The 20,584-nt window shown below is 52.9% G+C and carries 22 protein-coding genes and 2 tRNA genes; 12 read left to right on the forward strand and 12 right to left on the reverse strand.

The features are described from left to right. Positions 1-196: 196 nt before the first annotated feature. The 3 genes from cydB to GM557_RS00335 form a co-directional block, all read right to left on the reverse strand. Complete coding sequence (gene cydB / locus GM557_RS00325) at positions 197-1,216, reverse strand: cytochrome d ubiquinol oxidase subunit II (protein WP_155572504.1); 1,020 nt, start codon at positions 1,214-1,216, stop codon at positions 197-199. A gap of 1 nt (position 1,217) precedes the next feature. Then, a complete protein-coding gene (locus tag GM557_RS00330) occupies positions 1,218-2,633 on the reverse strand; it encodes a cytochrome ubiquinol oxidase subunit I (protein ID WP_155572505.1) in 1,416 nt (471 codons plus the stop codon). 225 nt (positions 2,634-2,858) lie between these two features. Further along, positions 2,859-3,320: a methylated-DNA--[protein]-cysteine S-methyltransferase gene (locus GM557_RS00335; protein WP_155572506.1), complete on the reverse strand. Its 462-nt coding sequence runs from the start codon at positions 3,318-3,320 to the stop codon at positions 2,859-2,861. An 88-nt stretch (positions 3,321-3,408) separates the two neighbouring features. Here GM557_RS00335 and mnmE point away from each other — a divergent pair, with 88 nt between their 5' ends. The 8 genes from mnmE to GM557_RS08865 all read left to right on the forward strand — a co-directional run bounded on the left by mnmE (position 3,409) and on the right by GM557_RS08865 (position 11,016). Then, entirely contained in the window at positions 3,409-4,701 is a 1,293-nt protein-coding gene (mnmE, locus tag GM557_RS00340) for a tRNA uridine-5-carboxymethylaminomethyl(34) synthesis GTPase MnmE (RefSeq protein ID WP_230873357.1), read from the forward strand. 9 nt (positions 4,702-4,710) lie between these two features. Next, positions 4,711-6,582: a tRNA uridine-5-carboxymethylaminomethyl(34) synthesis enzyme MnmG gene (gene mnmG, locus GM557_RS00345; protein ID WP_155572508.1), complete on the forward strand. Its 1,872-nt coding sequence runs from the start codon at positions 4,711-4,713 to the stop codon at positions 6,580-6,582. Continuing rightward, complete coding sequence (gene rsmG, locus GM557_RS00350; RefSeq protein ID WP_155572509.1) at positions 6,582-7,160, forward strand: 16S rRNA (guanine(527)-N(7))-methyltransferase RsmG; 579 nt, start codon at positions 6,582-6,584, stop codon at positions 7,158-7,160. Before mnmG ends, rsmG begins: the two co-directional genes overlap by 1 nt. Beyond that, positions 7,120-7,944 carry a ParA family protein gene (locus GM557_RS00355; protein WP_155572510.1) on the forward strand — a complete coding sequence of 275 codons (825 nt, stop codon included), beginning with the start codon at positions 7,120-7,122 and terminating at the stop codon, positions 7,942-7,944. Before rsmG ends, GM557_RS00355 begins: the two co-directional genes overlap by 41 nt. 5 nt (positions 7,945-7,949) lie before the next feature. Continuing rightward, a complete protein-coding gene (locus GM557_RS00360; RefSeq protein ID WP_155572511.1) occupies positions 7,950-8,843 on the forward strand; it encodes a ParB/RepB/Spo0J family partition protein in 894 nt (297 codons plus the stop codon). 87 nt (positions 8,844-8,930) lie between these two features. Next, positions 8,931-9,006 (forward strand) — tRNA-Lys (locus tag GM557_RS00365). A gap of 37 nt (positions 9,007-9,043) precedes the next feature. Next, positions 9,044-9,394 (forward strand): DUF3147 family protein, encoded by a 351-nt coding sequence (locus tag GM557_RS00370; protein ID WP_370513395.1) that lies wholly within the window; start codon positions 9,044-9,046, stop codon positions 9,392-9,394. A 191-nt stretch (positions 9,395-9,585) separates the two neighbouring features. Further along, entirely contained in the window at positions 9,586-11,016 is a 1,431-nt protein-coding gene (locus tag GM557_RS08865) for a hypothetical protein (protein ID WP_230873356.1), read from the forward strand. A gap of 6 nt (positions 11,017-11,022) precedes the next feature. Here GM557_RS08865 and GM557_RS00380 read toward each other — a convergent pair whose 3' ends face one another. Genes GM557_RS00380 through GM557_RS00390 form a run of 3 tightly spaced genes read right to left on the reverse strand, consistent with a single transcriptional unit; the run spans position 11,023 to position 13,953 of the window. Then, on the reverse strand, positions 11,023-11,886 hold the full coding sequence (locus GM557_RS00380) for a hypothetical protein (RefSeq protein ID WP_155572513.1): 864 nt from the start codon (positions 11,884-11,886) through the stop codon (positions 11,023-11,025). Between the two features lie 22 nt (positions 11,887-11,908). Further along, positions 11,909-13,276 carry a lipopolysaccharide biosynthesis protein gene (locus GM557_RS00385; RefSeq protein WP_155572514.1) on the reverse strand — a complete coding sequence of 456 codons (1,368 nt, stop codon included), beginning with the start codon at positions 13,274-13,276 and terminating at the stop codon, positions 11,909-11,911. Continuing rightward, on the reverse strand, positions 13,273-13,953 hold the full coding sequence (locus tag GM557_RS00390; protein WP_155573408.1) for a histidine phosphatase family protein: 681 nt from the start codon (positions 13,951-13,953) through the stop codon (positions 13,273-13,275). The genes GM557_RS00385 and GM557_RS00390 overlap by 4 nt, the downstream gene beginning before the upstream one ends. A 270-nt stretch (positions 13,954-14,223) precedes the next feature. On the opposite strand from GM557_RS00390, the gene GM557_RS00395 reads away from it, so the two are divergent. Next, positions 14,224-14,406, forward strand: a complete 183-nt coding sequence (locus tag GM557_RS00395) for a hypothetical protein (protein WP_155572515.1) — start codon at positions 14,224-14,226, stop codon at positions 14,404-14,406. Here the strand turns inward: GM557_RS00395 and GM557_RS00400 are convergent. The 5 genes from GM557_RS00400 to GM557_RS00420 form a co-directional block, all read right to left on the reverse strand. Further along, positions 14,403-15,215 carry a metal ABC transporter permease gene (locus GM557_RS00400; RefSeq protein WP_155572516.1) on the reverse strand — a complete coding sequence of 271 codons (813 nt, stop codon included), beginning with the start codon at positions 15,213-15,215 and terminating at the stop codon, positions 14,403-14,405. The genes GM557_RS00395 and GM557_RS00400 overlap by 4 nt on opposite strands. Then, positions 15,208-15,870, reverse strand: a complete 663-nt coding sequence (locus tag GM557_RS00405) for a metal ABC transporter ATP-binding protein (RefSeq protein WP_155572517.1) — start codon at positions 15,868-15,870, stop codon at positions 15,208-15,210. The genes GM557_RS00400 and GM557_RS00405 overlap by 8 nt, the downstream gene beginning before the upstream one ends. Next, positions 15,867-16,766, reverse strand: coding sequence for a metal ABC transporter solute-binding protein, Zn/Mn family (locus GM557_RS00410; protein WP_196424553.1), 900 nt, complete (start codon positions 16,764-16,766; stop codon positions 15,867-15,869). The genes GM557_RS00405 and GM557_RS00410 overlap by 4 nt, the downstream gene beginning before the upstream one ends. A 145-nt stretch (positions 16,767-16,911) precedes the next feature. Next, positions 16,912-16,987, reverse strand: a tRNA-Ala gene (locus GM557_RS00415). A gap of 104 nt (positions 16,988-17,091) precedes the next feature. Next, positions 17,092-17,682, reverse strand: coding sequence for a nucleoside triphosphate pyrophosphatase (locus GM557_RS00420; protein WP_155572519.1), 591 nt, complete (start codon positions 17,680-17,682; stop codon positions 17,092-17,094). 153 nt (positions 17,683-17,835) lie between these two features. Here GM557_RS00420 and hemE point away from each other — a divergent pair, with 153 nt between their 5' ends. The 3 genes from hemE to hemJ are packed head-to-tail and all read left to right on the forward strand — an operon-like array spanning position 17,836 to position 20,067. Continuing rightward, positions 17,836-18,900 (forward strand): uroporphyrinogen decarboxylase, encoded by a 1,065-nt coding sequence (gene hemE, locus GM557_RS00425; RefSeq protein WP_155572520.1) that lies wholly within the window; start codon positions 17,836-17,838, stop codon positions 18,898-18,900. A gap of 3 nt (positions 18,901-18,903) precedes the next feature. Beyond that, positions 18,904-19,602: an HAD family phosphatase gene (locus tag GM557_RS00430; RefSeq protein WP_155572521.1), complete on the forward strand. Its 699-nt coding sequence runs from the start codon at positions 18,904-18,906 to the stop codon at positions 19,600-19,602. Between the two features lie 18 nt (positions 19,603-19,620). Further along, a complete protein-coding gene (hemJ, locus tag GM557_RS00435; RefSeq protein ID WP_155572522.1) occupies positions 19,621-20,067 on the forward strand; it encodes a protoporphyrinogen oxidase HemJ in 447 nt (148 codons plus the stop codon). A 33-nt stretch (positions 20,068-20,100) separates the two neighbouring features. On the opposite strand, the gene GM557_RS00440 is transcribed toward hemJ, so the two are convergent. Continuing rightward, positions 20,101-20,574 (reverse strand): DUF805 domain-containing protein, encoded by a 474-nt coding sequence (locus tag GM557_RS00440; protein WP_196424554.1) that lies wholly within the window; start codon positions 20,572-20,574, stop codon positions 20,101-20,103. Positions 20,575-20,584: the final 10 nt, after the last annotated feature.

Raw genomic sequence — 20,584 nt, forward strand, 5'->3', positions numbered from 1 at the left:
GCAGGCCCTCATTAAGGGACCTGCCTTTTTTATAACGGGTCTATGTTAGTGGGCTGTCCTTCAATGAGGGATCAACATATGGAGCAGGCTGGCCACCAGAATAATGGTGACCGTGCCCGCTATCCAGAGGCTGAGGAACCAGCCTAGACGCTTACAAAAAGAAGTGGGAACCTTCTTTGCATCATATGTGATGAATTTAGTGATATCCATCGGCTTTGGTGACCTTTCCACGGAAGAGATAGTAAGAATAAATTGAGTATCCTGTGATGATAGGGAGCAAGATAACGGTCCCAACAAGTTGGAAGAGCTGGCTAGGAACAGGTGATGCTACATCCCACAGGGTTAATGTTGGGGGAACAGCGTAGGGCCAGATGGTGATAGCTAGCCCCACCAAACTTAGTAGGAACCATCCTATAGTGCAGAGGAAGGGTGTAATAGTGTGGTCTTTATCCAAACTGTGCCACATCATAAACCCAAATAGGGCTACGAGTAGCGGGACAGGCAGGCCGAATAGAATGTTCGGGAAAGCAAGCCAGTGATGAAGATAGGGCGCATGGAGGAAAGGCGTCCAACAGCTAACGGCAATGATGCAAAGAAGCATTAGGATAGATAGCCGTTTAGACCAACGGCGGCATTGTGCTTCTAGCTCATCGGATGTGCGCCAGACCAACCATGTTGTGCCTAAAAGGGCATAGCCGATGATGACAGAGAGGCCACAGAGAACACTAAAGGGTGTTAGCCAATCCATTGGGCCACCGGCAAAAGCACCGTCATGAGTGTGGATTCCTTGGACATAGCCCCCAAGAATACATCCTTGGCAAAAGGATGCGAGCATGGAGCCTGCCATGAAGCCCTTGTTCCAGAATGTCCGGTAACCGGGGGAGTGCGCCATGATGCGGAACTCAAAGGCAACACCACGGAAGATTAGGGCACCCAGCATGATGATGATGGGAATATAAAAAGCGGGTAGTAATGTACTGTAAGCACCGGGGAAAACACCAAATAATGTAGCACCCCCTAAAACCATCCATGTCTCATTACCATCCCAGACAGGGGCAATGGTGTTGATCATAACATCGCGGTGCTCTGGCTTTTTCTCAAAAGCAAAGAGCATACCAATGCCTAAGTCAAAACCATCCAGAATGACATAGATAGAGATGGCTAGAATGACGATGAAAGCCCAGATGAAGGGCAAATAATAAGCAAGACCGGACATGTCAGGGCACCTCTTTGTTATGAGAGACCGTATGGTGATGACTACCTAGAATCATGGTGTCATCATGAGTGTTATCGGTGGCTTCTGGGGCGGTTCTGAGCAGACGGACGAGCATGAGAAGGCCAGAGCCAAAGACAAAAACATAAATCACGACAAAAAAGAGCATGGAGAAAGACAGGCTAGAGAGAGCAAGGGGTGAAGCACTGTCTTCTGTGCGAAGTAAGCCGTACACAGTCCATGGTTGGCGGCCTACCTCGGTGGTGACCCAGCCGCAGAGCAATGCAACAAAGCCGGCCGGGGCCATGATGAGCATTACCCGCAAGAAGAGTGGATGTGTAAAAAACCGTCCCCTATGGCGTAGCCAGAGTGACCATAAACCACAGAGCAGCATAATCCCTCCCAAGGCAACCATGATGCGGAAGGAGAAGAATACAATTGGCGAGGGGGCCCGTTGGTCTGCTGGATAATCTTTTAACCCGGGGACCTTGCCATTAATGTCATGGGTAAGGATGAGAGAGCCAAGTAGTGGGACACTTATGGCATAATCTGTATGCTCGGTCTTCATGTTCGGGATGCCAAAGAGCAGTTCGGGAGCCCGTCTCTCACTTATCCAGTCTCCTTCTATCGCTGCAATCTTAGCGGGTTGATATTTCAGGGTATTTAGCCCGTGCATATCACCTGCCAAGATTTGGAGCGGGGCTGTGGCGACAATCATCCAAAGGGAGAGGGAGAACATAAGGCGGACTGTACTATCAGCCTGTGTTTTGTTCTTTTTTGCTTTGAGTAGATGCCACGCTCCAGCCGCCGCTACAGTAAAGGCGACAGAGAGCATAGCGGCCAGTCCCATATGGATGATCCGATAAGGGAATGACGGATTAAAAATAATGGCCAGCCAATCTTTTGGTAAAAAATGGCCGGTTTTAGGGTCGATGATATAGCCTTGCGGGGTTTGCATCCATGAGTTTGACGCAAGGATCCATGTCATGGAGATGAGTGTTCCCGTGGTGACAGCACAAGTGGCAAAGAAGTGCATTTTGCGCCCAACTCGGTTTAGCCCGAAAAGCATAACACCAAGGAAGCCTGCCTCCATGAAGAAGGCTGTCATAACCTCATAGGAGAGTAGAACACCGGTGATCGGTCCTGCTTTGGCAGAGAATCTAGCCCAGTTTGTGCCGAATTCGTAAGCCATAACGATCCCGGAGACGACACCCATCCCAAAGACGATTGAAAAGACCTTCAACCAATATTTAAAGAGATTTAAATAACGATTATCAGTCGTTTTTAACCACATCCCTTCAAGGAATGTGAGAAAAACAGATAGTCCGATTGAAAATGCAGGAAATATTATATGTACGCCAACGGTAAGTGCAAATTGTATTCGTGCGATTATCAGGGGTATATTATGGTCGGTAACCATAAATAATCGTTCCTTTCCGTTAAATTAGGAAGACTTCATATTTTTCGTTATTGGACTTATGAGACATTATAAAATTGGTTTTATTTTTTCTGTGATAGGTATTGTTTATGTAAAGGATATCGGTACTTGTTAAATGCCTGTTTTTGGCGGATGAGGCAGGTACGAAAAAGCTATTATTACAATTTTGTATGGAGCTTATAGGGTATGTTTTATAATAGCCCGTTTTTACGGGGTGAGTATCTCACGCTCTAAGTCGAGCAGGAAGGCTTTGCTCTCGGCTCCGTCAAAGCCGCTGTAATCGCCGTAGTTTTTGCCATGAGAGGGCAATACGCGATGGCAGGGGATGAGGATAAGCAACGGGTTGCGCGCCACGGCTTGGCCGATGGATTGCGGGCTACCGCCGATGCTGCGGGCTAGCTCGGCATAGCTGCGGGTTTGGCCATGGGGAATTGTGCGTAAGGCAGCCCATACGCGCTCTTGATAGGCTGTGCCACACAGCATGAGCGGGATGGATTGGAAATCCACCGCTTTGCCATCAAAATAATCCTGCATCATGTCTCGTACCTGAAGCAGGAGCGGGGTCTCACTCTGGTCGCGTCCCCAGCCTTCATCAAGGGAGACGATGCGCCCGTCCTCTTCGCTAAGAGTGAGGGCACCTAGGGGGGAATGAAAAGAAAGCTGTGGCATAAGTTCTAAGCTGCCTGTTTTAGCGATGAGCGTCAATTCTTTCTACAAAACGCTGCTTTTCTGGCAGGAGTGCTGTATGAAAGGCGGCATGAACATATCTGGCGCATCCACTCATACAATTTTTGCTATAGCGACAGGCCCCGTGCAGGGGGCGATTGCGGTTATGCGGGTAAGCGGGCCGGAGAGTGGTAAGATTTTGAAGGCATTATGCGGGGCTTTACCGCCGCCGCGTCACGCTAGCGTGCGGGCCTTAACATATGAGGGGGATGTGTTAGACCATGCCCTTATCTTATGGTTGCCGGGGCCGCGCTCTTATACAGGGGAAGATAGTTTTGAGCTGCACCTCCATGCTGGCCCGGCGATTATAGAGGCCGTAGCGCAGGCTCTTGTGCATCTTGGTGGCCGCCCTGCTGAGCCGGGGGAGTTTACCCGCAGGGCTGTCCAAGCGGGGCGGATGGATATTCTCCAAGCGGAAGCGATTGCGGATTTAATTGAGGCGGAAACACAAGCGCAGCGTCATCAAGCCTTGCGGCAAGCTGATGGGGCATTAAGCCAGCTTTATACAGGATGGGCAGCGCGATTGCGGCAGATTTTAGCCCAACAGGAAGCGTTGATTGACTTCCCCGATGAGGAGCTTCCCCCAGAGGTGGAGGGTGCCCTTATAGAAGAGTGTCGGGCTTTAGCGCAGGAGATGCAGGCTCATCTTGCTGATGAGCGGGGCGAGATTGTGCGGGACGGGTTGAAGATTGTTCTCGCTGGGGCCCCAAATGTCGGGAAGTCAAGTTTGCTTAATGCTCTTAGTGGGCAGGATGCAGCCATCGTGACGCAAAAAGCTGGCACAACGCGGGATGCGATAAGTGTTGAGTGGATGATTGAGGGGATTCGGGTTCGCTTGATTGATACAGCAGGGCTACGCGAGACAGAGGATGAGATTGAGGCTGAAGGCATCCGCCGGACCATGCAGCATGTGGAGAAGGCGGATGTATTGTTTCATCTCGTCGGGCCGGGGGATGAGACGCCTTTGCTCGCCCCTCATGCTGTAAAATTACGCACCAAAACAGACCTGACGCCGACTCAGGGAGGTGAACTTGGGGTGCATACGCAGGATGAGGCCGGTTTAACCCCCTTGCGTGAATGGCTAAAAGCACATCTTGCCACGCTTATGGCACAACGTGGCACACCGCCTTTAACGCGGGCGCGCCATCGTGCAGGGTTGCAGGAGGCGCAGCAGCATCTTACCCATGCGTTGGAGGCCTCATGGCCGGAGGTACGCGGGGAGGAGTTGCGCTTAGCAATGCAGGCTATAGGGCGGCTGACAGGCCATGTGGATGTAGAGGCCCTGCTCGATACAATTTTCGGCCAGTTTTGTATAGGAAAGTAACATTACGGCATGAGTACATCACATACGCAACGCTATGATGTTATCGTCGTGGGGGGCGGCCATGCAGGGACGGAAGCCGCCGCCGCCGCGGCCCGTTTTGGGGCAGACACATTGCTTTTAACCCATAAGCTGGACACGATAGGCAGCATGTCGTGCAACCCAGCGATTGGGGGCATTGGTAAAGGCCATCTCGTGCGGGAGATTGATGCCTTTGATGGCCTGATGGGCAAAGCAGCGGACCAAGCGGGAATTCATTTTAAGCTGCTTAATCGCTCCAAAGGGCCGGCGGTGCATGGCCCGCGTGCGCAGGCGGATCGGTCCTTATACCGGGCGGCGATTCAGGGGCTTTTGGCCCAAACCCCTCATCTGACCATACTTGCCGGGGCTGTGGGGGATGTGATTGTCGAGCAAGGTCATGTGCGCGGTGTGGTGTGTGAGGATGGCCGCCGCTTTATGGCGGGGGCTGTTGTGTTGACGAGCGGGACCTTCCTGCGGGGGGTGATTCATACAGGGCGGGTGAGCCGACCAGCGGGGCGTATTGGGGATGCCCCTGCGACGATGCTCGGTGAGCGGTTGGAGGCTCTGGGGTTGAAGATGGGGCGGTTAAAAACGGGCACCCCCCCGCGCCTTGCCCGCGAGAGTATCGACTGGGAGGCCCTGCCTGCTGATGAGGGAGACGTGCAGCCAGAGGCATTTAGTACACTCACCACCTCTTTGCCGAATAAGCAGATTTCGTGCCGTATTACCCAAACAACGCCACAAACCCATAAGATTATTGAGGAAAATCTCCATCTCTCTGCCATGTATGGGGGGGAGATTACCGGGCGGGGGCCGCGTTATTGCCCGTCTATTGAGGATAAAATTGTTCGTTTTGCTGGGCGCGATAGTCATCAAATCTTTTTGGAGCCAGAGGCCCTACCGGGCAATCCGGGTGGGGATTTAGTGTATCCTAATGGCATTAGCACCTCTCTCCCAGCGGAGGTCCAAGAGCTGATGATTGCCTCTATGCCGGGGTTGGAGCAAGCGCGCATCGTCACACCCGGCTATGCGGTGGAGTATGATTATGTGGACCCGCGAGAGCTGAGGCCTTCTTTGGAGTTACGAGCCCTTCCCGGTTTGTATTTGGCTGGGCAGATTAACGGGACAACAGGGTATGAGGAAGCCGGGGCGCAAGGGTTGCTCGCTGGGCTGAATGCGGCCCGCGCTGTAGGGGGGAAGGAGCCGCTTACATTAGGGCGGGAGGAATCGTATCTTGGTGTGTTGATTGATGACCTCACCCTCCATGGCATTAGCGAGCCTTATCGGATGTTCACCTCACGGGCGGAATATCGTTTGTTATTGCGGGCAGATAATGCGGATTTACGCCTCACTCCGAGGGCGATTGAGGCTGGCTGTGTTGGGCCAGAGCGTGAGGCTGCGTTTAAGGATACGGTGTGTCAGATTGAGGCGGCGATGGAGCAGGCGCGTCAGCCGGTTTTTCTGCCCCAAGATTTGCGCGCACATGGGATTGAGGTCTCCCAAGATGGGCGGCGGCGCAGCTTGCTGGATGTATTAGCCACACAAGCTGATGAAGCACAGCTTGCTCAGCTTGCCCCGTGGTTTGCGGCTTTGCCGTTGCGCATTGGGCGGCATGTGCAAACAGAGGCCCGCTATGGGGGGTATCTGCGCCGGCAAGAGCGGGAGATTCAGCAACTTAAAAGTGAGGCTTCCCTTCGTTTGCCGGAGGATTTGGATTACGGGGCGATTGGGGGGCTAAGCCAAGAGATGCAAGAGCGATTAAGTGCAGCCCGCCCGGTTGATTTTGCAGCCGCTGGGCGTGTGCGTGGTGTTACCCCTGCGGCTTTGATTGCGCTGCTGGCTTATATGAGGAGCCGTCCCTAATGCACCATGTTTCACATGAAACTGAAGCGAAGCTCGCTCACTTCACCCAGCTTTTAACGCGCTGGAATGAGAAAATTAACCTTGTAAGCCCTAAAGATATTGCCCATCTTCGCCAGCGGCATATTGAAGATAGTCTCCAACTTGTGCCGTATGTGCCTGAAGGGGCAAGGATAACTGACCTTGGCTCAGGCGGGGGCTTTCCCGGTTTGATTGTCGCTATAGCAACGGGTAATCCTGTTACGCTAATTGAGTCTGACCAACGCAAATGCGCCTTTTTACGCGAGGCCGCGCGGGAATGTGGGGCGCGTGTTAGTGTGCTGGCAAAACGGATCGAGCAAGCTGTGCTAGAGCCTGCCGATATTATCACCGCTCGTGCCCTTGCCCCCCTGCCCCAACTTTTAACGTGGGCGCGGCCTTTGTTAAAAGAGGATGGCTATTGTTTGTTTTTAAAGGGAAGAAAAACGCCAGATGAGTTGACCAAAGCCCGCTCTGACTGGCACATGCTATATAATAGCTTCCCTAGCCATACAGACCCCGATGGGGTCCTTCTCAAGATTAGTGATTTTAGACGTGTCTAAGCCTTCCTCTCACACTGTGCATATTATCGCCATTGCCAACCAAAAAGGTGGCGTGGGCAAAACAACAACCAGCCTGAACTTGGCAGCTGCCCTTGCGCGGCGTAAGCGTGTCTTGTTGGTGGACCTTGATCCCCAAGGCAATGCCTCAACAGGCCTTGGCTTAGAGTATGATAAGCGTGGCCGTGGCACATATGGTGCCTTGTTGGAGGATGAGCCCGCAGAGACGCTCCTCCGCAAAAGCGTGGTGCCAAAGCTGGATGTCATGCCCGCAAATGCCGACCTTGCTGGGGCCGAGCTGGAGATGATCGACCAAGACCGGCGGGAATATCGGTTACGGGATGCACTACAACCATTACTACATCGTTACGATATTATCTTAATTGATTGCCCCCCAAGCCTTGGGTTGCTGACATTAAACGCCCTTGTTGTGGCGCAAAGTGTGTTAGTGCCTTTGCAATGTGAGTTCTTTGCTTTGGAGGGGATTAGTCAGCTTGTACGTTCGATTGAGCGTGTGCGTTTGGCTTTTAACGCGGACCTTCATTTAGAAGGGATTGTACTGACGATGTTTGATACGCGTAATAATCTCTCCACCCTTGTGGCAGAAGATGCGCGCGGCTTTTTTGGGGAGCAAGTCTTTAAGACGGTCATCCCGCGCAATATTCGTATTTCCGAGGCGCAAAGCCATGGTCAGCCTGTGTTGGATTATGCCCGCTCATCTACCGGGGCGCAGGCTTATGAAGCTTTAGGGGATGAGCTGCTAAAACGGCTGAAGAAGAAAGGCTGAGCATCATGGCAAAAAAAGCATCACCATCATCGCGTAAGTTAGGGCGTGGGCTTGCTGCATTGCTGGGAGACCAAGCTCCTGATTTAGCGCGTGCGGGGGCCCCGCAAACAGAGGCCCGTGCACCATCTCAGCCGGGGAGTTTGGGGGTGGACCTTCTCTCCCCTAGCCCGTTTCAGCCGCGGCGGGATATGAATGAGGAGCGTTTGGCCGAGCTTGCGGATTCCATTCGCTCACGCGGGGTGATTCAGCCTATTTTGGTGCGACCAGACCCAGAGCATAAGGGGCGGTATCAAATCATCGCGGGGGAACGCCGTTGGCGGGCCTCACAAAAGGCGGGTCTGCATGAGGTGCCCGTTTATATTCGTCAGCTTGATGATACCGATGCTATGGCCGCGGCCATGGTGGAGAATCTCCAACGCTCGGACCTAAACCCGGTGGAAGAAGCCATGGGATTGCAGCGTTTGTTGCAGGATTATAGCCTGACTCAAGAGGAGCTTGCTGGGGCGATTGGGAAGTCTCGCTCGCATATTACAAACACAATGCGCTTGCTTAATTTGCCCGAGCCTGTGTTGGTTCAGTTGCGCGAGGGGGCTTTAAGTGCTGGCCATGCACGGGCTTTATTAAGCCATCCTGAGCCTGTAGCGGGTATGGCGGAGGTGCTGTCCAAGGGGCTGAATGTTCGGCAAACGGAGGATATGGTTGCGCGGTTGAATAAGGCAGAGTCGGCCGCGGTTAAAGCAGCGCACCCCGCCCCAGAGATCACACGTTTGGAGGAGGATTTATCAGCGCGCTTTGGCCTGAAAACGCAGATACGGTTTAATGGCAAAAGTGGCTCTTTGAAGATTAATTATTCCTCGTTAGAGCAATTTGAGGCCTTGATGGCGCATCTTACACGCTAAAATGTAATCTTTTTGTCAGGAATGGCGTAAAAGCCCTTGCTCGCTTAGCAGTGGTCTGATAGAGGAAGGGCATCGGTTAGCGATTGTGGGCACATAGCTCAGTTGGTAGAGCAGCTGACTCTTAATCAGCGGGTCCTAGGTTCGAGCCCTAGTGTGCCCACCACAATCGGCCATTTTCTCCTGCATGATGAAGGATGTTTATGGCTCCGTTCCTCCTTAAAACAATTCTTTCCGCTATCTTGATAGCGTCTATTGCTACAGTTGGGCGGCGTCTGCCTGCTTTTGGTGCGTTGATTGCTTCACTCCCGCTTGTTTCTGTTTTGGGGATGATGTTTCTGTGGGTAGAAAAGCCTGACCGGGCGATGATGGAAACCCATAGTGAGGCCACCTTTTGGTACGTCCTGCCCTCTCTCCCCATGTTTTTGCTTATTCCGGCGTTATTGAGGCGTGATTGGCCTTTTTGGGGCAGCTTGGCTGTGGGATGTGTTATGACTATCGTACTTTATACGGTAATGGTGTGGTGCGCGCGGCGTTATGGGATTGCTTTATAAAATAAATAAAAACAGTTATGAGGTCTTGGTAGAAGTAGGACCGTAGGGCGTATAACCATTTGTTAAAAAAGCCTATTTATTATGAGGCACTTTATGCGGGCGAGTTTATCATAAGCCTGTTATGGAGGAGCAAGACAGGCTATGATAGACGCATTAAAAACGATGAGAGTGCTATGCGTGTAAGCGAGTTCATGCCCCAACCAGTTGAGGGACGGCACCAGCCAGTGATAGCCTTGGTTGGGTGTGATGGAAGTGGGAAATCCACAATAGGGGAGGCTTTGCTGGCGCAGTTAAGGGCAGAGCGGCCAACAGCCTTTTGTCATTTAGGCAAACAGGCTGGTAATTTTGGCCGTGCTCTGGATTCTGTACCCTTTCTTGGCCCTTATGTAAGGGGTAAGTCCAAGAAGGAAACCGCAAGAACGCAGTCTGGCAAGCAAGCAAGCGCATTAGCGGCGATCTGCAGTTTTATATTCTCTATGCGGCGTATTGTGCGTTTTGGGTGCATGCGTGTTAAGCATGAGCGTGGCTTGGCTATTTTGACGGACCGTTACCCACAAAATGTCGTTCCCGGCCCTATGGATGGCCCTTCCCTCGCGGCATTGAACCGGGATGGTATGGGGATGCGCTTATTTAGCAAGATAGAGCGAGCCCTTTATGGCCGTATGGCGCGCTTTCGGCCTGATGTGGTGATTCGTTTAAATGTGGATTTGGCTACAGCGTTGCAGCGTAAACCGGACCATGTGCCTTATAAGCTTGCGCGCAAGATTGAGGATTTGAGCCAAGTTGAGTTTGCCGGTGCGCCGATTGTGGATATTGATGCCACCGCCCCTTTGGCAGAGGTACTCACCCAAGCGAAGGAGACTGTAAGGAAGGTGCTAGCCCTTTACCCTGCTCCCGCCACGCAGCGAGTAGATAGGTCGAGCCATAAAAATGGCCGGCGGGCAGGCATATTGGTGGCTTTGGTAGGGTGTGATGGCTCTGGCAAATCGAGCATTAGTGAATATTTGGTGGAACATTTCGCCACTGAAAAACCAATGCGCTATGGCTATCTTGGCTTAGGCTCTGGGGATTTAGGCCGCCGGATTGGTCGTTTGCCACTTATTGGCCCTGCTGTGGAGAAGAAGCTGAATAGCAAGGCTAAAAAAGCGCGCACAAAGGGGGAGAAAATCCCCGGTATGCTAACCGCGATTGTGATGTTTACCTTCTCTGCGATCCGGTATCGGCGGTTTTTGCGGGTAAAGCGGGCGGTGGAGGCTGGGTTCTTCGTGGTAACGGACCGGTACCCTCAAGCGGAGATTTCCGGTCATCAATGTGATGGGCCGGGTCTTTCTACTGCATATAGCCATAATCCTTTTATTCGACTCCTCGCATGGTTGGAGCGCGGGCTTTATCGCAAAATTGCACAATTTAAGCCGGATCTTGTGATTTTACTGGATGTGGATGCGGAGACGGCCTTTCAGCGCAAGCCAGACCATGACAAAGAGGCCATGCAGGCAAAAGCAACACTCATGCCGCAGATTACCTTTAATCATGCTCAGCTAGAGGTGATTGATGCACGGCAATCATACGAAGCCGTGCAGGAGCAAGTGGTCACTCTGCTACGTAAGCATAACCTTATCTAAAGGCTCTTATTGGGGGGAACGGCTGAGAAAAGCGCGGATGCGCTGGGGAATCTCTTGTGGAGATTGGAAGCGGTCGCGCTTATAATTTTGCGTACCGTCTAGTTTTTTCTCGATGAGATGGTCATGCAGGTCGCCCATCATGCCGTTGATTGTCGCTAAATACTCGGAGAGTTGGTCTAGCTCATGCGAGGGGCGAATGGTGCGTAGCGTATCATTAAAGGCGACACGGCGGCTGATGATTTTGCGGACGACATGGAACTCATGGCCCGTTGTGGCCTCTAATTTTGCAACCATCTTAGCGAGGCGGGTATTTTCTCGTTTTTGATACGCTTGGATGCCAGTAGCACTATCCTCCCGCCATGAGGTAAGTGGGGCTGCGATGAGCCAATAATAGGCTGGTGATAACGCAATCCAGAGGATAAGACCAAGGATTAAGGTCGAGCGGCGTTGGTGGTTTTTAAAAGCGTCCTGCATATTGCCCATAATGATGGTGACGATGTGGAGCAATAAGGGATAGCGGTGCTTGCGTGTAAAATTAGCACATGCAAACCGCATATGCTTAAACTTAGCACGCTCATATTTGAAAGAGAGGCGTTCTTCCTCATCAGCTTGGCCGGAGAAAGCGATTTTGAGGATTAAACGGCGGAAGGCTTTACGGTCCACCCCATCCTCAAGCAATTGCCAGCAGAGGTTATAACCCTCGGTTACTTCTTGTGCTGTACAAAGGGGAAGGACATCCTTTGGGAGTGGCGTTGTAGGGTGGGGGACATCATCTAAGAGGATATGCTCAAAGACGGTATCGAACATATTTTGTGGAAAAGCGGGGTAATGGCGTGGGCTTGCCTTACGGGAGAAGGGGAAGAAGGGCACAAATAATTCCTTAGGGGGTTGGTTATGCGTGAGGCGGGGGTGATGCAGTGGAGGCCTGCCGGATTTCGCGCTCATGGGGGAGGATGATTTTATGCCGGCGGAGATAGGTAACCCCCATAATGGCGAATGTAATGAGTGTAGCGAGGAACATTCCCAGCGCATAGGCCAGCCCTGCCCCATTAAGCCCGTAATGATTGCCTAGATAAATGAGTAAGGGGACGTAGCATATTACAGAGCAAAGCTGGGCGAGCATGATGTAATGAGAGCGGCCCGCGGTATAGAGGACGCCTTCCATCGGCAGCCCTGCGGTAAAAAAGACAAGGGAGGGGGACATCCACATCATCAAGGTTGCAGCATCGCCAAAACGATGGCCGAAGATGCTGATAACAGGTTTGCCGCCAAGATAAACAATGAGCATAGCGACAAGGCCAAAAACGGCGGAGAGGGCACTTGTACGCAGGGCAAGCTTCCACGGGGCGGGGGTGCGTGGGTCCATCAGCACGACTTCAGGGTAATAGCTTTTCTCAAGGAGTTTGGCTGGGCGTTGGACAGCGTCTAAAAACTCCATTGCGAGGGAATAAAGCCCCGCTGCGGAGGTGCTGACAATGCGTCCGACAAGCAATTTGCTGATAGGCTCCCATACGGTTTCTAAAAGTGTGGTGATGCTGGCTGTCCAGACAAAGCCCCATAGCCCTTTGGGCATTTGGCGGGAGGCTTTAATGATGCTGGGTCTTAAAGTAGCGAGCAAATCATGGCGTTTTAGCTCAAGGAGAGCTGTCCCCCATAGGTAAAGCTGCCCCGCTAATGTGGCGCAATACCAAGCAATGACAAAGCCTGTTAATTTTGTGCCACTTAACCACGCTAAGAGACAACCTAACGCGCGAACCGCAGGGGTGATGAGCTGCTGACGGGAGACAAGGTCGATACGGTCGAATAAGCGGAGGATACCATAAGGGGCAGTGCTGCCAAGGCCGGGGATTAAGGTACAATAAAGCAGAACAAGGGCTGTGTGTTGGTCATGAACATCTAACATCTTCCCAAAAAAGAGGAAGGCTAACGCTCCTAGGACCATGGAGAGTAACCCGGCGCATATATCAAGCCCAATAGCGAGGTTAATGCTGTTTTGCACCATGGTCCGTTCCCCTTTCTTCCAAGGGATGGCTGAATAATGCAACACAATTTGCCAGCTTTGGAATTGCCCCATTGCGGCGATAGTTTCGATATAAGAGGCGATAAGGGTGAGGACACCAAAATCATGCGGGTGCAAGGTACGCCCGGTGCTGACAAGGGCGAGTAGTCCGATGATGGCCCCAATTAATTTGGTAGAGCCGAGTTTACCTGCGTTTTTAAGAACAACACGAAAGAGATCATCGCTAAATAGACCCTTCATGCTGCGTTGGTCCCGAAATCTGGTAGTTCATTGATCGTAACAACGCGCCATTGTCCGGCAATATGCTCGATGATGGTGAGAGAAAGATTTTGGATGCAAAAGCGCAAAGCTGTCTCAGCAGGGATGGCAAGGCAATGCGATAAGGCCATACGAATAGCCCCCCCATGGCTGAGGATAATCATGTCTCGCCCCGCATATTGTTGGGCGAGTTTATTAAGCGCATGGCCAACACGGTGGCGGACATCAAGCATGGTTTCGCCCTCTGGGGGGCATTCATCAGCGGCGATAGACCAAAAGGGACCGGTGGGCTTGCTGAGCAAGGCAGGGAAGTCTTTATGAGGGGTCCCGTTCCATTGTCCGATAGATTGTTCGGCAAAGGCGGGGTCAATGGTAAGGGGGATCGATAATTTCCCGGCTTTTTGGATGGTATGGCCTGTTTGCTGAGCCCGCTTTAGAGGGGAGGAAAACCATAGGGCCTGATGTGGTAGGCGGCGTGCTAAGGCATGGTAGGCAGCCTTTTGGCTGGTAAGGTGGTGCGTACAAAGGGGGACATCAAGCGAGCCATACATGGTCTTGCGTGCGTTGGCTTCAACAATCGCATGGCGGACCAACCAGAAGCGCGTAACCCCAGAGGGAAGCTCTGGCCCATCCAGAAAATGCTCTTGGGGGTCTGGCATGGCAGGCTGCGGCACGTAAACCTCATTGGCTCAATGAACATACAACGACCCCCGTATGGATATTGCCCACGGGTAAATCGCTACCTTACGATAAGGGCGCATAGCCGGGAACGGAACAAGCCTCAAGAAGAAGTTGCATAAATTGCGTAAATGTTAGCATTTTTATGGGCCGGAAGGGAGATGAATCACCTTTTGCTTTTAGAGATGATTTATAAAGTAGGATGAATCTGTTAAGGTCAGAGTACGAGCTAGGATTAAGGATAAAGAGCGATGAAAGCCACAGCAGGGCCCGTTAATCTAACACGTTTGGGCAGGTTCGTCCGTACTGTGTGGCCTAAGGGCAATAATGAGGTGTTTGTCATAGATGGCAAATGCTTGATTTTATTCCATGTCGTTATCGTTATGCTCCTTATCGTCTTCCATTGGAAATTGATGGGTCTGCAAGATTTCTAAAACGAGCGTTTGAGAAAGCTGGCTAGAGCATAAAGCCCAACCCCGCCCAAGCTTATCCAAAAAGGGAGGGGAATATCGCTATACCAAGAGAGGATCAGCCCTCCCCAAGAGAGGAGTAAGGCCCCGAGGATAGAGCAGAGAATCCCCTTAAAGGGGGAAAGCCCTAGTTTTAAGGACGCCGCTGCTGGGCCGATCATGAGGCTAAAACAGAGCAACGCCCCGGCAATTTCAGCACAGGCGGCAGAGGCTAAGGCGGCGAGGAGGAGGAAAAGCTGCCCAAGCCGAGAGGCGGAGAGGCCTTGTGCCTGCGCTAGGCTGGGGGCCATGCTGATAAAGAGCAAGGGCCGCCAGAGGAGTGCCAGCCCTCCAAGGCAGAGAAGGGTGAGGAGAGCAAGGATGCCCAAGCTTGGGAGGTCCAAGCCTAAAACATCCCCAAAGAGGAGTGTGGTCGCTTGGGAGGAAGCCCCGTTAGCCTCATGCAAGCATAGCACCCCTATACCGAGGCTTGCTGCGAGGATAAGCCCTGTCATCATATCGCGCTGGGCGGGATGATGTTTGCTGCGTCCCTCATGGCCCATAAAGGCCCCGCCTAACATGCTGGTGGCAATCATTCCCCATAAAGGGGAGATATGGAGCCACACAGCCGCTGCGGCCCCGCTAAAGCCGATATGGGGTAGGGCATGGGCTGCAAAAGCTTGCCGCCGGAGGAGGAGGCACCACCCTAAGCTCCCTGCGAGGAGCGAGACGAGAAAACAGCCAATAAAAGCATGTTGCATAAAGGGGAAGGCGAGAAAGGATGGCTCAACCATGGATGTGCCCTCTTGCTAACGTCACCTCACGCACAGGCAGGGGGAGAGAGGCTGTCTCTAAAGGGCCATGAGCGGTGATGAGGATATTGACCCCTCGCTGTTGGTATAATTGCCCAAAAAGCTGGAGCAACGCCTTATGGTTTTGTGTGTCCAAAGCGGCGAAAGGCTCATCAAGGATGAGGAGTTTAGGGTTATTAGCGAGGGCTTGGGCGAGGGCGATGCGTTGCCTCTCCCCGCCAGAGAGGCAGCCTAGCGGGCGATGGGCGAGGGGGAGCGCATTAACATCTCTTAGGAGGGTCTCGGCGTGATGGCGGGTGGTTTTGCTAGAGAAGGGAAAGCCCCAATGCGCGCCGTTAAGGCAGGCCTTCACATGGCTGATGACGGGGAGCATCGGGGCCGTTTGGTCCGCTTTTTGGGGCATATAACCACATTGATGCCGTGCAACGTCTGGTGGGTGGCCAAGGAGGAGGAGCGTGCCGCTTTGGTGGGGGAGTATGCCCAATAAGGCGCGGAGGACGCATGTTTTCCCCGCCCCATTATGGCCCCGGAGGATGGTTAGGCCCGTTAAGGGGAGGTCGAATGTAGCGTGGTTGAGAATAGACTGGGAGCCCACACGCAGGCTGACATCCTGAGCAGAGAGATGAGCCTCCTTCATGGTGTGGCCTGTTGGGTGAGGGTGGTTTCTATAATGGTGAGGATGTGGCCTAGCCAGTCCTGCCAATGCAGCCCAGCGGGGAGGCTCTCGCCGATCGTGATGATGGGGATGTGCGCTTGTTGGGTGAGGGCTTCCACCGCGTGGGCTTGGGGGGCCTCAAGGGCGGGGTTGCGTACAAGGAAGCGAATCTCTTTGTGTTGAATTGCGGTTTCAAGCTGGGCTGTATCGCGCGGGGAGAGGCCGGATTCGTTCATCAAGGCTCTAGCCCAGCCTTCATCAATCATATGCAGCCCCGCAGCGTAAAGGAGGCGTTCCCCTGCCGGTTCGGTCATGGCGAAGGGGGCGTTAGGGACGACATGGCGAAGTCGCTCTAGCTGAGTGGAGAGGCGAGCCACATCACGCTCAAAACGAGCAAGATTTTGGCTGATGTCTGCGCGCGCTTGGGGCCTGTTTGTGCTGAGCCATTCCGCAATGCGCTGCGCTGTTTTGTGGACCGTGGGGAGGTCGAAAAAGAGATGTGGGTCATCACCTATATGCCAGTCAGCATAATCGGCGGCGATAAAAAGCTTGGATGAGGCCGCATGTAATGGCTTGGCCCAATCATCATACGTAGCCCCATTGAGCAAGATAGCATCACTTTGCGCGAGCTGCTGGGCCATAAGGGGGGAGGGCTGTAGATGGTGCGGGTCTAGCCCTTCACTATGGATGAGTGCGTAAGTTTGCACCGTAGAGCCGCCAACTTGCTGGGCAATATCACACCATACAGCTTCCACACAGCTTAGCCGCAGGGCGGGGGCGGCGTTTGAGGGCTGTTGGGCATAGGCGGGGATGGCAAGGAGGCTAAGGATTAGGCGTAAAAAACGCGGTATATGCGCTAAAAGACGCAGAACAAACATACAGGACATCCAAGCCGAGACCGTAGGTAATGTTATATAATAACATTTTCTTAGCAAAAAGAAACGTCTGCATAAGGCGAACCGATCATCAATAGGATGGCAGCACGGTAAGGCTTCGGAGAAGTGTCTTATTTTAAGAGGAAAATGGTGGAGCCAATCGGGATCGAACCGACGACCTCTTGAATGCCATTCAAGCGCTCTCCCAACTGAGCTATGGCCCCACATTTATATCAGAACGCACATAATGCGCCTGTGGGGAGGGATATACCCCCCTCATTGGAGAAAAGGCAAGAGGGAAAGTTATTTTTTCCGTAAAATATTATTGTTAGGAGGGAAGAATCTTCCGCTCCCGCAGGGCATGGAGAAGGGGCAGTAATGGTAAGCCTGCAATGGCATCATGCCCTCCCTCAATGAGATGAAAGAGCTGAATCCCCATTCCTTCAATCCGATAACAGCCAACACAGGCTAATAAGGCGGTGCCTTCTTTATGGAGGTAGGCGTCCAAAAAGGCGGGGGAGAAAGACCGCATAGTTAAGCGGGGGCTTTCGCTATGCGCCCACGATTCTTGGCCGTCCTTCCATAGGGTTAAAGCGGTATGGAGGGCGTGGGTTTTGCCCCGAAGGGTGAGGAGATGGGAGCGGGCTTCCTCCATTGTGCGGGCTTTGGCAAAGGCTGTGCCCTCTAGGTCTAAAAGCTGGTCTGCTGCGAGGATGTAGCGATGAGGGAAGGCAGAGCTTGCCGCGCGGGCTTTGGCACGGGCGAGGATGAGGGCTGTCTCGCGGAGGGAAAGCCCTTCCTGTTCGGCGTGTTGACGTAGGGCGTCCTCATCCACCGCAACGGGATGTGTGGTTATAGGCACGCCCGCCTCTTGGAGGAGTTGGCGGCGTATGGCGGAACCACTGGCAAGGATGAGCATGAAGGCACCTTTGGTTGGGGGATGTGAGGCTATAATATCATAGCCTTATAAGCGTTGCTTTAAGGAAAGTCCGGTTATTCCAGAGTTGACGCTTGCCGCCTCTCCAAGGCAAGGATAAGCAACATATTAGGATATGAGAGCAGGATAAGCAGCATGACGCAGCAGCAAAGCGGAAGCCTAGCGACGCAGACAATACGCCACAAACCGCTTTTGCGCGCGTTAAAGGGGGAGGCTGTATGGCCCCCGCCTGTATGGCTGATGCGCCAAGCGGGGCGATATTTGCCGGAGTTCCGCGCGATGCGAGAGCAGGCGGATTTTCTCACACGCTGTATGACGCCGGAGATTGCTGTCGAGCTGACCATACAACCCATCCGCCGTTATGGGATGGATGGGGCGATTTTATTCTCCGATATTCTTATCCTCCCTTGGGCGATGGGGCAGGACCTTCGCTTTGAGGAAGGGCGCGGCCCCGTCATGACGCCCATCCGTGATGAAGCTGACCTCGCTCGGCTGGATGAAGGCCGCGTGATGGAGGCTGTAGCCCCTGTGCGGGAGGCGTTGCGCCGCTTGCGGGTGGAGTTGCCAGCAGAGACAACCTTGCTCGGTTTTGCGGGCAGCCCCTTTACGGTGGCGTGTTATATGGTGGAGGGTGGTAGCTCTCGTGATTTTGCCCATATTCGGGCGATGATGCAGCAGAACCCGGCTTTGTTTGATAAGCTTATGGCGTTGCTGACCCGCAGCACGGCGGAGATGCTCTGTGGGCAGATTGAGGCCGGGGCGGAAGCGGTCATGTTGTTTGATTCATGGGCGGGGATTCTCCCACCAGAGGCTTTCCGCCGTTATGTGATTGAGCCAACAAAGCAGATTGTTGCCCATATTCGCGCACGTTACCCTGATGTTCCGTTGATTGGTTTCCCTCGCCTTGGGGGTGTTATGGTTGCGGAATATGCCGAGAAAACGGGCATTAACACCTTAGCGTTAGACACGGTGGCCGATATGGCCAAAGTGGCGGAGATGGTCCCCCCAAGCGTGACCTTACAAGGTAATCTCGACCCTATGATTTTGCTAAATGGTGGTGAGGCGTTGCAGGAAGAAGCGCGCCGTATTCGTGATAGTCTAAAAGGGCGGCCACATGTGTTTAATCTGGGCCATGGGGTGATAAAAACCACACCGCCAGAGCATGTTGCTACATTAGTTGAGACAATAAGGAGCGTCTAAAACATGAAGGACGCCTTAAGAGCGGGCATTAAGCTTGTCATTTTTGATTGTGATGGCGTGCTGATTGATAGTGAAGCCCCTGCTTGCCGTGGCACGGCGCGTTTTGCGCGCTCGGTCGGGCTGGATATTTCGGATGAGGAGGGCATAGCGCGCTTTGCAGGGAAGGCCTTGCCGCAGGTTATTGCGGAGATGGAGGCAGAGCTTGGCCATCCCCTCCCCCCTGATACACATGCCACAATGCATGCGAATTTGGTGGCCTTGATGAAGCAGGGGGTTGAGCCCATAGCGGGGGCTATTACGCTTTTAGAAGCGTTAAAGAAACGCCATATCCCTGTGCGTGTTGGCTCTAACTCCTCTGTGATGGAGATGGAGGCTAAGTTTGGCCATACAGGGATGGACCGCCTGCTCGCACCGGAGCGGATTCATTCAGCAGCGGATATGGGGGCCCCCAAGCCGGACCCGGCTGTCTATCTCCATGGCGCGGCTGAGGAAGGTGTCAGGCCAGAGCAAACCGTGGTGATTGAGGACAGCGATACTGGGGCTGAGGCCGCACGCCGGGCGGGGATGTCGTGCATTTTACTGCGCCCTGCCAGCCATCCGCTGCCGCCCTTTTGGCCAGTGGAGGGGTTTGTGCGGGTAGAGCATTTGGATGAGGTGCTTCCCCTTTTAGAGCCAGCTTTGGCTCCAGAACTACAACAATAACGTTGGGGAGGGGTGGTAATGCAGCTATTTTTACTGACACATCTTAGCTGGTTTGTCGCACTGCATATTATGGCGTTTGTCTCATGGATGGCAGGGCTGTTTTATTTGCCGCGTTTATTTGTCTATCACACGCAAATGGCCCCGAACTCTGAAGAATATGCGCGCTTTTGCCTGATGGAACGGCGTCTGCAACGTCAGATTATGGCCCCTGCGATGGTGGTGACGTTTTTTACCGGGGCTTTGATGGCCTCCCTCCCCGGTGTGGTGGATTGGTCGGCTTTATGGTGGTGGGTGAAGATAGTCTGCCTCTTTGGGATGTTCGCTTTCCATGGGGCTTGTGCGGTATGGCGGCGTGGCTTTGCCGAAGGGCACAACCACCATCGCGAGCGGTTTTACCGCATCGCTAATGAAGTCCCCACCATTTTGATGATTGTGATTGTAATTATGATTGTGGTGCGGCCTTAATAGGGGGAAGGGAAGCCTCCCCCTATTGTGCTGTTAGGCTAACGGGGCCGGGCCGTAGTCATTATCGTGGGGTTGGCTTTTTAAGCAGAAGAAAATAAAGAGCGGAATAGTCCCAACAACCGTAAGGGTTAGTAGCAACCACCAACCAGACCGGCCTACATCATGCAGCCGCCTTACGCTTGTAGTAACGATAGGAAGCGTAAGGGAGAAGAGGAGAATATAGAAGAGAAAGACAAAGTACGCATAGAGGGATAGTGTAATAATACAATCAGCTCCTAATCTAGCATCTATCGACTGTGTGATGGATAAGATTTTAGATATTTCATAAAAATGAAGTGCAATTATTATCATAATAGAAGCGCAAAACAATTTAAGAAGGAACGTAAAGAGGCATAGAAACCAGAAGTCCCCACGTGTTGCACGGCCTGTAAATTTAGCATAGTTGTTAAAGACATTATGCAGGCTTTGTAAAAAGAACGATCTTTTCTTGACCATATTAGTCATCATTATCCTCGAA

This window comes from Bombella sp. ESL0385 (assembly GCF_009725755.1).
Classification (GTDB): domain Bacteria; phylum Pseudomonadota; class Alphaproteobacteria; order Acetobacterales; family Acetobacteraceae; genus Bombella; species Bombella pollinis.

What these genes read in the sequence shown, in the direction of transcription:
- GM557_RS00330 (WP_155572505.1), bottom strand. Translation starts at nt 2,633, where the DNA reads ATGGTTACCGACCATAATATACCCCTGATAATCGCACGAATACAATTT.
- mnmG (WP_155572508.1), top strand. Translation starts at nt 4,711, where the DNA reads ATGAGTACATCACATACGCAACGCTATGATGTTATCGTCGTGGGGGGC.
- GM557_RS00360 (WP_155572511.1), top strand. Translation starts at nt 7,950, where the DNA reads ATGGCAAAAAAAGCATCACCATCATCGCGTAAGTTAGGGCGTGGGCTT.
- GM557_RS00385 (WP_155572514.1), bottom strand. Translation starts at nt 13,276, where the DNA reads ATGAAGGGTCTATTTAGCGATGATCTCTTTCGTGTTGTTCTTAAAAAC.
- GM557_RS00335 (WP_155572506.1), bottom strand. Translation starts at nt 3,320, where the DNA reads ATGCCACAGCTTTCTTTTCATTCCCCCCTAGGTGCCCTCACTCTTAGC.
- GM557_RS00370 (WP_370513395.1), top strand. Translation starts at nt 9,044, where the DNA reads ATGGCTCCGTTCCTCCTTAAAACAATTCTTTCCGCTATCTTGATAGCG.
- GM557_RS00390 (WP_155573408.1), bottom strand. Translation starts at nt 13,953, where the DNA reads ATGCCAGACCCCCAAGAGCATTTTCTGGATGGGCCAGAGCTTCCCTCT.
- GM557_RS00355 (WP_155572510.1), top strand. Translation starts at nt 7,120, where the DNA reads ATGGGGTCCTTCTCAAGATTAGTGATTTTAGACGTGTCTAAGCCTTCC.
- GM557_RS00405 (WP_155572517.1), bottom strand. Translation starts at nt 15,870, where the DNA reads ATGAAGGAGGCTCATCTCTCTGCTCAGGATGTCAGCCTGCGTGTGGGC.
- mnmE (WP_230873357.1), top strand. Translation starts at nt 3,409, where the DNA reads ATGAACATATCTGGCGCATCCACTCATACAATTTTTGCTATAGCGACA.
- GM557_RS00420 (WP_155572519.1), bottom strand. Translation starts at nt 17,682, where the DNA reads ATGCTCATCCTTGCCAGTGGTTCCGCCATACGCCGCCAACTCCTCCAA.
- GM557_RS00395 (WP_155572515.1), top strand. Translation starts at nt 14,224, where the DNA reads ATGAAAGCCACAGCAGGGCCCGTTAATCTAACACGTTTGGGCAGGTTC.
- rsmG (WP_155572509.1), top strand. Translation starts at nt 6,582, where the DNA reads ATGCACCATGTTTCACATGAAACTGAAGCGAAGCTCGCTCACTTCACC.
- hemE (WP_155572520.1), top strand. Translation starts at nt 17,836, where the DNA reads ATGACGCAGCAGCAAAGCGGAAGCCTAGCGACGCAGACAATACGCCAC.
- GM557_RS00410 (WP_196424553.1), bottom strand. Translation starts at nt 16,766, where the DNA reads ATGTTTGTTCTGCGTCTTTTAGCGCATATACCGCGTTTTTTACGCCTA.
- hemJ (WP_155572522.1), top strand. Translation starts at nt 19,621, where the DNA reads ATGCAGCTATTTTTACTGACACATCTTAGCTGGTTTGTCGCACTGCAT.
- cydB (WP_155572504.1), bottom strand. Translation starts at nt 1,216, where the DNA reads ATGTCCGGTCTTGCTTATTATTTGCCCTTCATCTGGGCTTTCATCGTC.
- GM557_RS08865 (WP_230873356.1), top strand. Translation starts at nt 9,586, where the DNA reads ATGCCCCAACCAGTTGAGGGACGGCACCAGCCAGTGATAGCCTTGGTT.
- GM557_RS00400 (WP_155572516.1), bottom strand. Translation starts at nt 15,215, where the DNA reads ATGGTTGAGCCATCCTTTCTCGCCTTCCCCTTTATGCAACATGCTTTT.
- GM557_RS00440 (WP_196424554.1), bottom strand. Translation starts at nt 20,574, where the DNA reads ATGATGACTAATATGGTCAAGAAAAGATCGTTCTTTTTACAAAGCCTG.
- GM557_RS00430 (WP_155572521.1), top strand. Translation starts at nt 18,904, where the DNA reads ATGAAGGACGCCTTAAGAGCGGGCATTAAGCTTGTCATTTTTGATTGT.